Raw genomic sequence first — 13,056 nt, forward strand, 5'->3', positions numbered from 1 at the left:
CCAACGGATGCCGAGATCAAAACCCGGTGCCTTACCACTTGGCGACGCCCCTAATACAGCAATCTACAGATGAAATGAATGGCAGGGGCGGCTGGATTCGAACCAACGGATGCCGAGATCAAAACCCGGTGCCTTACCACTTGGCGACGCCCCTAATACAGCAATCTACAGATGAAATGAATGGCAGGGGCGGCTGGATTCGAACCAACGGATGCCGAGATCAAAACCCGGTGCCTTACCACTTGGCGACGCCCCTATCATAGAACCTGGAAATGACGTAATGGTGATTCATTTAAACTATTGACCAAGTAAGCTTTACAAGGTGAATGAGCCAAAATCTCATCAATATTCATATCGGCAGTTACTTCAGTAAACACACAAGCACCTGTACCTGTAAGTTTTGCAATACCGAACTGGTCTAAATACTGCATCGCTTCATTCACTTCAGGATATAGACTTCTGGCCAAAGGCTCAAAGTTATTTCCAAAGTTAAATGGCTTTAACTGATAGGCGCAAAATTTAGTAGGCTTCGTGTCTCTTGTCAACGTTTTTTGTGAAAAAAGCAGTTGAGTGCTGATAAAACAGTCAGGTTTTAGCACAATGTACTGTTTTTGATCTAAGTCTATGAATGTTAAGTGTTCACCAATACCTTCAGCCCATGCGTTACGACCATGAACAAAAATCGGAACGTCTGCACCGAGTTTTAGCCCGAGTTCAGCCAATTGTTCGATATTTAGACCACATTTCCACAATTGGTTTATCGCAATCAGGGTGGTGGCAGCATTGGAAGAACCGCCTCCGAGTCCTGCACCCATTGGAATATTTTTCTCAATAGAGATCTTTAAACCCGTTGGCTGTTTAGCAAAAGGTTTTAAAACCTGAGTGGCTTTGTAAATTAAATTCTGTTCAAGGTCGACACTGCTCAAGCCATCAATTGAAATGATGAGGTCATCTGTTTGAGTGAATTCTAGCCAGTCAGTTAAATCAATCAGTTGGAAAATAGTTTGCAATTCATGATAGCCATTGTCACGACGGCCGGTGATATGCAAAAAAAGATTGAGCTTGGCGGGAGAGGGAACACGAATCATATAATTTTAAACTTTTGCAGATTTAACGATTTTGAATAACCATTGTAATACGGTTTTCCTGACCTGATTCAAGTGCTTGCTTCAAAATCAATTTATTCGGCAATTGCGCCTGATCATTATAGCTTAAATCAACAGTCCAGCCATCTTCCAGAAATTGGATGGGGCGATTGTTTTCATCTTTACTGATTTTCGCTTGTGTGGTTGCCGGTTTGGCTTGAACCCAATCCACCAGATGGGTGATTGGTGCTTGCCAACCGGTTGCACGTTCCAGTAATTCTTCAGGTGTTTCAGCTTGAATGAGTCCAGTTTTGGCACTATTTAAGGTGACTTGACCTGGAGTACCTGAAATTTGCGTTTTGCCCACCCCTAAAATCCCGCTTAACTCGATGTCAAATTCATCCTGCTGTTGTACCCAGGTGAAAAATGCACTGCCAGATTGTTTTGGTGTTTTTACCCCAATTTTACCTTGCAAGTTAAAATTATTTGCTTCAGGGAGCTGGGAAACACTCGGCGCTTGAGGCTGGGTATATTGTTGGCAACCTGTCAGTACCAGTGTGCCTGTGGCGATCAGGGTTAAGCTGAATTTGGAAAAAATACGCATAAAGATCATTAACTCTTTTTCAGGTTTGGCGGTAACAATAACGATTTCAGTTGTTCTAATTGAGGATCATTAGGGTGTTTTTTTTGTAATTGTTGTAACACATGATTAAATTTTGTCAGATCGCCTTGCATATACAGCGCTTTTGCATAGCGCACTCCAATTTTGGCACTTTGACTTATCTCATACGCTTTTTCTAACACCAGCGCAGAGGTTTTAAAGTCGTTTTGTAAAAAGGTGATATAGCCGAGCGTATCTAAAATAGACGCTTGTTCGGGTGCAAACTCCAAGGCATGTTCAACATATTGTCTAGCTTCATCCAATCGTCTATTTTGTAACGCCAGTGTGTAGGCGTAGGCATTCAGGTAGGTTGGACTATTTGGCTCAATTTCCAATAATTTTTTCAATAATTTATCCAGCTTATCCTGGTCTTGATAAGGGTCAAGCAATAGCACTTCTGAATAGATCAGTTCAGGGTCATCGGGTATGTTTTTGATGGCCTCTTCGAGCAGGCGCATGGCTGCTTTTTTATTGCCCATACGTTTTAGAATATCTGCCTGAGCCTGATAGAGGAAACTGGCATGTTGAGGATAATTGACCCGTTCCTGGGTTAAAAATCGTAACGCATCGCTCAGCTGTTTCTGCTCTGAAAAAATATTAATCATGTTGCGGCGTGAAACTGTGTAGAGACTGCCATCCACCAGGCGGTAATAGGCTTTTGCAGTTTCAAAGTGCTGTTTTCTTTCGGCATTCACGGCTAGGTAATAATAAGCTTCATTTTGATATTGATTAGAATATCGAAGCTCAACTAAAAACTTTTCCGCCTTTTCATATTCTTCTAAATCGATACTGGTTAAGCCTGCAATGAAAAGAGCTTCTTCCTCATGCGGCCATTTTTTAATAATGGTTTCAAGTTTATCTAGTGCTTGTTTGGATTTATTAATTTTAATCAGATATTTAATTTCAGCTAAACGAACTTCTAAGTTGGATTTATGTTTACGACTAGCCTTGTCATACCATTTCAGAGTGGCTTCTTCATCCCCTAAAGCACTGAGTAAATTGGCTTTCATTAAGATAAATCCAGTGACTTTGGGGCGTTTTTTAAGCGCACGATTAATCGTAACCAATGCTTGTTCTAACTGTCCATTTTGCGCTTCCAAGCCTGAAATCAGGACCAAGACAGATGGATTGTCGCGTTCTTTACTTTTGCTTAACGCTTCCAGTAGAACTTCTCGATCTTCCGGTTCTTCTGGCACAATGCCGACCAGAATCTTTTCCAGATCTGCATCGGGGTCAATATTTAAAATTTTATCTAGCGTTTCGGATGCCAGTTCATACTCATGCGATTTCAGGGCAATATGTGAAAGATAAAATAACGCTGGAACATCGGTAGGTTCCTGAACCACCCAATGTGTCGCAATATCGAGTGCGGCTTTTAGGTCATTTTGTTCCAGTGCAACATTTAAAGCGCGCTGTTTAACCGTAGTTGAACTGCTTTTAATTGCAAGCACGGTGTAGTTATGTAATGCTGTTGGAATGTCATGATAGGCCAGTGCAAATTCAGCAATCATGCTTTGTTTTATAGCATTATAGTTTGAATTGGCATGATAAATTTCTCCGGATGCTCTAATATGAGCACTCGAAGCCATGCTACCCACAAGTAAGAATGTGGTAGAATATTGCTTAATTGTCGCGCCGTTTATTCGGCTATTTGTTTGACGCAATTTTTCTTGATCCAAGTAATGCTTTTTATGACACCAATATTGCACAATAGCATAAATTTAGCGAAATGATGATCTGATATGTCTTTCTTTGCACTGGGTGTCAACCATCAGACCGCTTCTGTAGAACTACGTGAACAGATTGCATTTAACCCGGAAAAGTTAACGCAATTACTTGCCGAGCAAAGCCAGAACCATGACTTGAATGATATGGTCGTGGTTTCTACATGTAATCGAACCGAAGTTTATGCCATGTCTGAAAATGCAGAGATGGTAATGAACTGGCTCGCCCAGACAAATGGCTTAGATCCTAAACAATTATTAAATCATGTTTATCGTTATGAAAATGCGCAGGCTATAACGCATCTGATGCGGGTTGCCAGTGGTCTTGACTCCTTGATGCTGGGTGAGCCACAAATTTTAGGACAAGTAAAGTCCGCGCTTTCTCTGGCGAAAGACGCCCATACCGTTTCTGCAAATTTAAACCGAATTTTTGAATATGCTTTTTACGCAGCCAAGCGTGTTCGCTCGGAAACTGCGGTCGGTAGTCATGCGGTTTCTATGGGTTATGCCGTTGCCCAGTTGGCACTTCAAGTCTTTAGCAAGCCTGAAAAGCTGACCGTAATGGTGGTTGCAGCAGGTGAAATGAATAGCTTGGTGGCTAAACATTTAGCCGAAATGGGCGTAGGTAAAGTCCTTATTTGTAATCGGACCCGTGCCCGGGCTGAAACTTTGGCACAAGAAATTGCACATCGTGTAGATGTGGAAATTATCGATTTTTCCGAGTTAGCTGCAAACTTATATCGCGCAGATGTTATTTCAAGCTGTACCGGGAGTTTACATCAGGTTATTGCTTACAATGAGGTTAAAACTGCATTAAAAAAACGTCGCTATCAACAAATGCTGTTGGTGGATTTAGCGGTTCCGCGTGATATCGATCCAAAAGTTAAATCATTGGATGGCGTGTATTTATATGGCGTCGATGATTTACAAAGTGTCATTGATGACAATCTGGCTCAACGTCGCCAAGCGGCTGTTGAAGCAGAAGTCATGGTAAACCAGTTAGCCACAGAATTGCTTACCCAGCAAAAAATTAACAAAGCGGGTAGTACTATTCATGCGTATCGTGAACAAGGCGAAGTTCTAAGACAAGAAGAATTGGCTCTAGCAATGTCTCGAATTAAAGCCGGTGAAAATGCCGAGCAAGTGCTGCAAGAGTTTTCCCATCGTTTAACCCAAAAACTACTCCATCCTACTTCTATATTATTGCGTCAAGCAGCGAAATCTGAAGATCCAAGTTGTTTTGAATGGATGCGTGATGATCTGGACGAAATCTTTGCGAAGCGTCGTAAAATAAAACAAGAAAAATAAGAGATTTTTTGGCGTTTGATTATTCGTCAATTAAGGTCAATGAGCGTTTACGATCAATTTCATAAATTCGCTGTTTCAAGTTTCTCATTTCAGCAATGCTGGTAAATTTTTTCGATTTTAATTTTTGCTGCAAGCATTGATATTGCAGTTTAATCGAAAAATCTTCAGCCAGTTTATCTGCTTGCTCTGGAGATGAGGTGTAATCACTGATGTTGGTTTGCATTAAAATATGCTGCAAGTCATGGTGGTAATTTGCACAGGCACCTAAGACATAATATTGGGATAATTCAGTATCATCCGGTAAATCATCAAAAATGATATTAAAGATATTTAAAATTTTAAACAGCAACTGATCATGTGGAATCAAAGCGCGTAACGGTTCGAAATGGATATACAAATAGGGGTGACTCATTAAAATCGCCACCACATATTCTTCTGCATCAATTTTGGTACTAAAGCTTAAGGACGCATCATTGTTGACTTGCGGTTGCCATTTACGGCTATAACCGAGCTTTTCACGAAAGTATTGCTGTAACAAATAACGGTAAGAACCATGTTTCGGTAACAGTTCAGTGAGCTGTTTGAGTTCTCCCATGACCTGGCTTTTACCTTCAGGCGATGTGCTGTTATGATTTTGAGTTAAATGGGCAAAAATAAACTCGGACAATAAAGGCGCGGCTTGCAACATGCGTTGAAAGCTTTCTAAGCCTTCACGGCGAATGAGAGAATCCGGATCGTGATCATTTGGGAGCACGAAGAACTTGAGTTCACGACCGTCATTCAGTAAGGGCAAAGCAATTTCTAAAGTACGACGCGCCGCTTTTTGACCGGCAGCATCGCCGTCGAATGCCACAGTGATGCGATTATTTTGCTTAAATAAAATATTTAGATGGTCGGTATTACTGGCTGTACCCAAGGTCGCCACAGCACCGAAAACACCATATTGCTGTAAGGCAATGACATCCATATAGCCTTCGACCATCAGCCAGTCTTGGGCTTTTTGCTTGCGGCCTTCATATAAACCATAGAGCAACTGGTTTTTATGAAACACTTCAGAATCGGGTGAGTTAATATACTTGGGTTTGATTTCGTCATTTAAAGCACGACCGCCAAAGCCAACCACACGACCTTTGGAATCACGAATCGGAAAAATGACCCGATCACGCAGCAGGTCAAAATCTCGCCCTTTGTCACTGGTACGGATTAACCCCAGTTGTCTTAAACCTTCAATATCATAAGGGAAGGCTTTTTCCAGATGTTGCCAGTCTTCGGGCGCATAACCTAAACGCCAATACGCAATGGTTTCAGCGCTTAAACCCCGTTGTTTGAAGTATTGCTGGGCAGTCTGACTATGTGGTAATTGCTGTTCATAGTACAGCGCAATATTTTCTAGTAAATCGTATAAGTTACCGTCTTGAGGAATATCTTCAAATTGCGCGGTAGTTTGATCAAACGCTGCAAACGGATCATTGCCATAGAACACAGCCTCTTGCATTTGAAATTCTGCAAAAGGGTCGTGATCAATGGCTGACGTTACTGTGGTACTAGAATGTTGTGGTGAATTCGCTGCAGCATTTTGAATATTGCGTTCAGATTGCTTCGCAACAGGTTGCGGCTTGGCTGCTTCACGTTTGTATTTGATTTTATTTGAATCATGATTGTCTTTAGGGAGCTCTATGCCGCTTCGACTTGACAGATCCTTCATCACATCGACAAAATTGCGACCATCGATATCCATTAAAAAGCGAATGGCATTCCCGTTGGCCTGACAACCAAAACAATGAAAATACTGTTTATCCCGATACACATGGAATGATGGCGATTTTTCCTGATGAAAAGGGCAGCAACCTGAATAGGTGCGACCCGTTTTCTTAAGTTTCACGCGTTGACCAATCAGATCGACAATATCTGTGCGATCTAATATTTGATCAATCGTGTGTTGAGGAATAGCCATACGTATGCAATCGGGTTGTGATCTATCTATTAAAAATGACTGACAAATAGGCTGCCAGAAGTTAGCTAAGTTAAATGTGCATCAGCGGTTAAAAGTTAATTTGTATACCTTTTGCGCAAAATGATCAATATGATTGGTTAAAATAGCAAAAGGGCAAGTATGATAACTTGCCCTTCATGAAAATGCGACCAATAAGCTCGGCTTATTTGGGTGCTGGTGCTTCTTCTGTAGTCGGTGCATCAATCATTTCTTGTTTCGGTGCAGGAATACTGCTTTCTGTTTGTGGTCGATCTAACAAACCGAAACTTAAACGATTGGTGAGACTGCGTTTTTCCCCATATTCAGTGCTTTGTTGTTGCTCTGTCTCTGTAGAACTTTGCGCTTCACGTCCAAATACACCTAAAGTTGCACGGTTAATCCAGCTGCCTTCACTGCGTGCAGCACGAAGATTTACACTACCATCCGCTTTAACCAGGTTTGGATAGTTTAGCTTTAACACTTCAATATACTGTTGCGAAGTTTGGGTATCCCCTAATTTGTCATAACCATAGGCAATTGTGGCTAAGGCTTCAGGCACTTGTGGGGTTTGTGGATAGTGTTCAACCACCCATTGAGAGCGTTCAACCGCAGCTAACCATGCTTTACGTTTAATATTAAAACGCGCTGCATTCATCTCGGCTTCAGCCAGTTCGGTACCAATAAACTTCATACGCTGTGCTGCATCGACTGCATAAGTGCTCGACGGGAAGCGACGAATGAAATCGACAAAGTTCTGATAAGCCACTTTTAAATAGCTGACATCACGATGCGCCTGCTTTAATGAGGTATAGCGTAATAGACCATCATAGTTTTGTTCCATATTTGCCACGCCACGAACATAGTAGGCATAATCCACATTTGGATGTTGTGGATTTAAACGAATAAAACGTTCAGCAAGGGCAATTGCACCTTCATAATCTTTTTGTTGAAATTTAACGTACAACAATTCTAATTGTGCCTGTTGCGCATAGTCACCTGTAGGATAGTAGGTGTCTAAGGCTTCAAGATGCTTAGCTGCGTCAGTATATTGACCACGTTCAAGAGCTTTTTCAGCTTTTTGAATATAAACTTGCTCGCTAGATTGTGGTCCTGTGTCCACAACTTCTTTCTTTGGATTACTGCTACAGCCCGCTATTGCCGACGCAACGCCTAAAGATAAAGCAAGCATTGTCATTTTATAACGTGGTAACGACATAAAAATTCCTCTGTTAATACGGGCAATGAGCTACAATTGCACTATTAAACCACTTTTGTCTGAATGAGCAAATGAGTCAAGCACAATCTTCTAATTCTAATTTCCCTGAAACTGATTTCAATTTACTTGAAGATTCTGAGGATGCAGATAACCATACTTCAGACTCAACTGCAACACGTTTATCGTTGCAATTTCAATTGGATGAAAGCTATTTGGGGCAACGTATCGACCAGGTTGCAGCTCTGGTCTGGAACGATTTTTCCCGTGAAAAACTGAAGCAGTGGCTGAAAGACGGCCATTTGTTGGTAAATGGTAACACTGTTAAACCCAAGTATAAATGTGAAGGCAATGAGCTTTTAACACTCAATGTTGAGCTGGAAGTTCAAACCAAAAGCTTGCCTGAAGATATTCCATTAAATATTATTTATGAAGATGACGACATTATTGTCATTAATAAACCGGTGGGTATGGTCGTTCATCCAGGCGCGGGCAACAGCTCGGGTACTTTGGTAAATGCCTTGTTGCATCATTATCCTAAATCGGCGGAGTTAACACGTGCGGGCCTCGTGCACCGTATTGATAAAGACACCAGCGGTTTGCTGGTGGTTGCTAAAAACTTGGAATCTCAATTTTCCTTAAGCAAGCAGTTGGCCAAGAAAAGCGTCTACCGTGTTTATGATCTGGTGGTTTACGGCAAAATCATTGCCGGCGGTACCATTGATGAGCCAATTAAACGTCATCCGGTTGATCGTATTAAAATGGCCATCTTGCCGGGTGGTAAGGATGCGGTAACTCATTACAACGTAAAAGAGCGCTTCCAGCATTTCACTCGTGTCCAAGCGCGTCTGGAAACAGGCCGTACTCATCAGATCCGTGTTCATTTTAGTTATCTGGGCTTTGGTTTGGTGGGGGACCCGGTGTATATGAGTCGTGTACGTGTTCCTGCGGGTGCTTCTGAATTACTGGGTGAAACTTTACGTGGCTTTAAACGCCAAGCCTTACATGCCTCTAAGCTTGGCCTGGTTCATCCACGCTCAGGTGAAGAAATGATGTTTGAAGCGCCTTGGGCAGATGACTTTACTCAATTGGTTGAAGTATTACGTAGCGAAAACCAAGCCTACTAAGTTGTTTTATCGCATGATATGCATCATAAGGAAAGAAACATGCAATTTGTTCAAGGGCTTCCACAAGGCATATTTGTTGGGCAGACACGAGTGCATCATCAAAAAACTCAACCCTCTGCCCAACCTGAACTTGCAGGATTTAACTTGGCATTGCATGTCCATGATGATGCCAGGCGTGTACAACAGCATCGTATGGCGTTACTGCAAGAGTTTGCTGAATTCGGGGTCGATAAAATCACCTGGATGACGCAAACGCACAGCACCATTTGTCATAGCATTAATGAAGAAATTCCTTTTCAGGCACTTGAGGGTGATGGTCTGGTTACCCAGCGTAAAGCACATGCGTTAATGATGATGACTGCGGATTGCCTGCCTGTCGTGCTCGGTAATGCAGATGGCACGGAAATAGCGAATCTGCATGCCGGTTGGCGAGGGTTGGCGGGTGGCATTGTTGAAAATACGATTGCGACTATGCAAAGTCAGCCGACTTGGGCATGGTTAGGCGCTGCCATTAGTCAGCCATGCTTTGAAATTGGTGAAGAAGTCAAATTGGCTTTTTGTTCAAAATATCCTGAACTTGGAAGTGCTTTTAAAGACAGTGAAAAAGCGGCCAAATTTTATGCTGACTTATATGCCATCGCGTGTTTTATTCTGAAGCGTCACGGTGTTGATGTTGTGCTGGGTGGCGATCAGTGCAGTTATCAGCAAGCGGAAGAATATTTTTCTTATCGCCGTGAAGCAAAAACAGGGCGCATGGCAACATTCGTGTTTATGGCGTGAAACTGTTAAACTTGCTTAAAATTTACTGCTTTTATTGATATGCCTTTATCTTCGAAATCACTTGCCATCGTTTATCACAGTCCATATGGACATACTGCAAAAGTGGCCTCTTTTATTGCTCAAGGTGCTGAGCAAGCAGGCATTCATGTGCACTGCATGAACATCGAACACGTGGATTGGGATATATTGGATCAGGCGGATGCGATTGTTTTTGGTTGTCCAACCTATATGGGAAGTTTAACTGCTGCCTTGAAGTTATTTATGGAGCAGTCTTCCAAACGCTGGTTGGCACGTACATGGCAAGGCAAAATTGCAGCGGGTTTCACCAATGGTGGCGGTTTAAGCGGAGATAAGTTGGCTGTATTGCAACAGATTAATCTGTTTGCCATGCAACATGGCATGTTGTGGACAGGCTTGCCGATGATGCCTACCGGACGTAGTGCACAGGATTTGAACCGGATGTCGAGCTTTTTAGGTTTAATGACACAGTCCGATAATGCACCCGTTGAAATAACTCCGCCACAGGGCGATTTAGATACCGCCATCTGGTTTGGTGAATATATCGGCTTATTGCTGGCTAAACTAAAATAAAAGCAGATTGATATGAATATTAAAAAACCTCCATCTGGAGGTTTTTTTGTTTTTTAGATGAAAACTTATTTATGAAAAATTCGGGCTTTATCACGTTGCCAGTCACGGTCTTTTTCAGTGGCACGCTTATCGTGAAGCTGTTTACCTTTTACTAAAGCAATTTCAAGCTTGGCATTTGGCCCTTTCCAGTAACAAGCCAGTGGAACGCATGAATAACCTTTTTGGTTAATCGCACCCATCAGCTTTTCAATTTCACGTCGGTTCAACAAAAGTTTACGTGTACGCGTCGCTTCAGGGACTACATGTGTCGATGCGCTCAGCAAAGGCTGAACCTGTGCACCAAACAAGAAGGCTTCACCATTTTTAAAGGTAATATAGCTTTCTACGATGGTCATACGACCTGCACGCATTGATTTGACTTCCCAGCCTTGTAATGAAAGACCAGCTTCGAATTTCTCTTCAATAAAATAATCGTGGCGGGCACGTTTGTTGAGTGCAATAGTTCCGCCGCTATTTTTTTTAACTACAATACTTGCTTTCGCCATAATCTGATACTTCCAATCTTACTGTTATTGTACCGCAACTCGAACCAAGATGAACTTTTTTAAATTTATGAGGATTATTCACTAAAAAAACAAGTTTTTGCTAAAATAAGCATCTACACAATAAACTAGAGTACAAATGGATGTCTAAAACTCGCGTCATTTATCCGGGCACATTCGATCCAATTACCAATGGTCATATCGATTTGGTGTCTCGTGCAGCGAAAATGTTTGATGAAGTTGTGGTGGCGATTGCCATTGGCCATCATAAGAATCCAGTCTTTAGTTTAGAAGAACGAGTAGATTTGGCGCAGAAATCGTTAAGTCACTTGCCTAATGTAGAGTTTGTCGGCTTTGATGGTTTGTTGGTCAATTTTTTCCGCGAACAAAAAGCCACAGCAGTACTTCGGGGGTTACGTGCAGTATCGGACTTTGAATATGAATTTCAACTGGCCAATATGAATCGTCGACTTGATTCGAATTTTGAAGCGGTATTTTTAACTCCTTCAGAGCAATATTCCTTTATTTCATCTACATTGGTACGTGAAATTGCCCGTTTAAATGGTGATGTAACCCAGTTTGTACCGCAAGCTGTGGTTGAAGCCTTTAAACGGAAACAACAACAAGGTTGGTAGCGTGTCTTTATATATTACCGATGAATGCATCAATTGTGATGTGTGCGAGCCGGTGTGCCCGAACGAGGCCATTTTCATGGGTGAAATCATATATGAAATTCACCCGGATTTGTGTACTGAATGTGTCGGACATTTTGATGAACCACAGTGTCAATTATTCTGTCCAGTCGATTGTATTCCGCCAGATCCACAGCATGTGGAATCTCAAGATCAATTAATGGATAAATATAAAAAACTGATTGCTCAAAAAAGCACAAGCAATTAGTGCGGAAGTTTGATAAGATGCGCCCCGAAGTGAGCTAGACGATCGCTGCTGTGTAGATCTTCGTGATTGAAACAGGGGAGGAAAGTCCGGGCTTCATAGGGCAGGGTGCCAGGTAACGCCTGGGCGGTGAAAGCCGACGGCAAGTGCAGCAGAGAGTAGACCGCCATCTTTGCAATTTTCCTTCGGGAAGACCAAGAGAGATGGTAAGGGTGAAAGGGTGCGGTAAGAGCGCACCGCGTGTCTGGTAACAGTTCACGGCAAGGTAAACCCCACCAGAAGCAAGACCAAATAGGAATCCTGAGGCACGGCCCGTGCTGGATTCGGGTAGGTCGCTTGAGCGTACGAGTGATTGTGCGCCTAGAGGAATGATCGTTCACGACAGAACCCGGCTTATCGGCTCACTTCGCCAAATATTTTACAATTATTGTGTGATATTTCTTGACATGTAGCATGTTGAAATAGATAATACGCGCACAGTTTTGGCTATGTAGCTCAGTTGGTTAGAGCACCGCACTCATAATGCGGGGGTCACAGGTTCAAGTCCCGTCATAGCCACCATTTTAATAGGTCACACTTCTATAAGTGTGACCTTTTTTTATGCTTAAAATTTGTACTTAATATTCATGTTTAAAATCATTTATTCACACTGAATAGCAGTTGCTGCCAATTTAATGTGTGGAAATTCTTGATTGTATTTTTCTAAAATAGCATCTTTCTTGTCTTGACCGAACACCATCACCTGTAACTGATTAATTTTATTTTCAGTTAAATGTAGATATGCACAATGCAATGCGATCTGGTTTTGTTTAGCAATTGCCAGTTTTTGATCTTCTGGAATTTGTTCAATTCGATACAATTTTTGCTGTGCTTTACTCAGTTGCGCAAGACTACGCTTTTGTTGCATGGTGAGTAGCTGCTGATGGTTAATCCATTGTGCTACATCCATCCGTACACCATTGTAGTCTATAAATATGGGGGAGATGATTTGGCAGCCTGTAATTACAGTAGCCATTAGGCTTATAGCTATTAATTTGAATTGATTCATATTTTTTTGATTCTGAATTTAAGCAGATAATAGAAAAATAACATGAATGAAAGCTACTTTTGTTTAAATATTGACTGAAAGCTTTTAAATCGCTTAAAGACTGAACAC

General features: G+C 41.9%; 12 protein-coding genes, 3 tRNA genes, 1 other RNA gene and 1 pseudogene. 8 read left to right on the forward strand and 9 right to left on the reverse strand.

Annotated elements, in window-relative coordinates; translation table 11 throughout:
• Positions 1 to 79: 79 nt before the first annotated feature.
• The 5 genes from AC3CAU_RS07105 to AC3CAU_RS07125 form a co-directional block, all read right to left on the reverse strand.
• Positions 80 to 154, reverse strand: a tRNA-Gln gene (locus AC3CAU_RS07105).
• A gap of 27 nt (positions 155 to 181) precedes the next feature.
• Positions 182 to 256 (reverse strand) — tRNA-Gln (locus AC3CAU_RS07110).
• Between the two features lies 1 nt (position 257).
• A complete protein-coding gene (ispE, locus tag AC3CAU_RS07115) occupies positions 258 to 1,088 on the reverse strand; it encodes a 4-(cytidine 5'-diphospho)-2-C-methyl-D-erythritol kinase (RefSeq protein ID WP_447054134.1) in 831 nt (276 codons plus the stop codon).
• A 22-nt stretch (positions 1,089 to 1,110) separates the two neighbouring features.
• Entirely contained in the window at positions 1,111 to 1,689 is a 579-nt protein-coding gene (gene lolB / locus AC3CAU_RS07120) for a lipoprotein insertase outer membrane protein LolB (protein ID WP_447054135.1), read from the reverse strand.
• An 8-nt stretch (positions 1,690 to 1,697) separates the two neighbouring features.
• On the reverse strand, positions 1,698 to 3,410 hold the full coding sequence (locus AC3CAU_RS07125; protein WP_424620853.1) for a tetratricopeptide repeat protein: 1,713 nt from the start codon (positions 3,408 to 3,410) through the stop codon (positions 1,698 to 1,700).
• A gap of 78 nt (positions 3,411 to 3,488) precedes the next feature.
• Between AC3CAU_RS07125 and hemA the strand changes: the two genes are divergently transcribed.
• Complete coding sequence (hemA, locus tag AC3CAU_RS07130) at positions 3,489 to 4,778, forward strand: glutamyl-tRNA reductase (protein WP_447054136.1); 1,290 nt, start codon at positions 3,489 to 3,491, stop codon at positions 4,776 to 4,778.
• 162 nt (positions 4,779 to 4,940) lie between these two features.
• Here hemA and AC3CAU_RS07135 read toward each other — a convergent pair.
• Together AC3CAU_RS07135 and AC3CAU_RS07140 are read right to left on the reverse strand one after the other, a co-directional pair.
• Positions 4,941 to 6,732, reverse strand: a pseudogene (locus tag AC3CAU_RS07135) (DNA primase); the annotation flags it as partial.
• A 202-nt stretch (positions 6,733 to 6,934) separates the two neighbouring features.
• Positions 6,935 to 7,966: an outer membrane protein assembly factor BamD gene (locus tag AC3CAU_RS07140; RefSeq protein WP_447054137.1), complete on the reverse strand. Its 1,032-nt coding sequence runs from the start codon at positions 7,964 to 7,966 to the stop codon at positions 6,935 to 6,937.
• A 71-nt stretch (positions 7,967 to 8,037) separates the two neighbouring features.
• Between AC3CAU_RS07140 and rluD the strand changes: the two genes are divergently transcribed.
• From rluD to AC3CAU_RS07155, 3 genes are read left to right on the forward strand one after another with little or no spacing between them, the layout of a single operon-like run.
• The gene (gene rluD / locus AC3CAU_RS07145; RefSeq protein ID WP_447054138.1) at positions 8,038 to 9,090 is read left to right on the forward strand and encodes a 23S rRNA pseudouridine(1911/1915/1917) synthase RluD; all 1,053 of its coding nucleotides are present in this window, start codon (positions 8,038 to 8,040) and stop codon (positions 9,088 to 9,090) included.
• 39 nt (positions 9,091 to 9,129) lie between these two features.
• Positions 9,130 to 9,870 (forward strand): peptidoglycan editing factor PgeF, encoded by a 741-nt coding sequence (gene pgeF, locus AC3CAU_RS07150; protein WP_447054139.1) that lies wholly within the window; start codon positions 9,130 to 9,132, stop codon positions 9,868 to 9,870.
• A 39-nt stretch (positions 9,871 to 9,909) separates the two neighbouring features.
• Entirely contained in the window at positions 9,910 to 10,461 is a 552-nt protein-coding gene (locus AC3CAU_RS07155) for a flavodoxin family protein (protein WP_131213911.1), read from the forward strand.
• A 65-nt stretch (positions 10,462 to 10,526) separates the two neighbouring features.
• Here AC3CAU_RS07155 and smpB read toward each other — a convergent pair whose 3' ends face one another.
• Positions 10,527 to 11,006 carry an SsrA-binding protein SmpB gene (smpB, locus tag AC3CAU_RS07160; protein ID WP_131213909.1) on the reverse strand — a complete coding sequence of 160 codons (480 nt, stop codon included), beginning with the start codon at positions 11,004 to 11,006 and terminating at the stop codon, positions 10,527 to 10,529.
• A gap of 140 nt (positions 11,007 to 11,146) precedes the next feature.
• Between smpB and coaD the strand changes: the two genes are divergently transcribed.
• The 4 genes from coaD to AC3CAU_RS07180 all read left to right on the forward strand — a co-directional run bounded on the left by coaD (position 11,147) and on the right by AC3CAU_RS07180 (position 12,461).
• Positions 11,147 to 11,638, forward strand: a complete 492-nt coding sequence (gene coaD / locus AC3CAU_RS07165) for a pantetheine-phosphate adenylyltransferase (protein ID WP_131213907.1) — start codon at positions 11,147 to 11,149, stop codon at positions 11,636 to 11,638.
• A gap of 1 nt (position 11,639) precedes the next feature.
• On the forward strand, positions 11,640 to 11,903 hold the full coding sequence (locus AC3CAU_RS07170; protein WP_424620859.1) for a YfhL family 4Fe-4S dicluster ferredoxin: 264 nt from the start codon (positions 11,640 to 11,642) through the stop codon (positions 11,901 to 11,903).
• Between the two features lie 26 nt (positions 11,904 to 11,929).
• Positions 11,930 to 12,312: RNase P RNA component class A (rnpB, locus tag AC3CAU_RS07175), an RNA gene on the forward strand.
• 72 nt (positions 12,313 to 12,384) lie between these two features.
• A tRNA-Met gene (locus AC3CAU_RS07180) sits at positions 12,385 to 12,461 on the forward strand.
• A 79-nt stretch (positions 12,462 to 12,540) separates the two neighbouring features.
• Here the strand turns inward: AC3CAU_RS07180 and AC3CAU_RS07185 are convergent.
• Positions 12,541 to 12,948: a hypothetical protein gene (locus AC3CAU_RS07185; protein ID WP_447054140.1), complete on the reverse strand. Its 408-nt coding sequence runs from the start codon at positions 12,946 to 12,948 to the stop codon at positions 12,541 to 12,543.
• Positions 12,949 to 13,056: the final 108 nt, after the last annotated feature.

It is taken from the genome of Acinetobacter sp. GG23 (assembly GCF_057766365.1).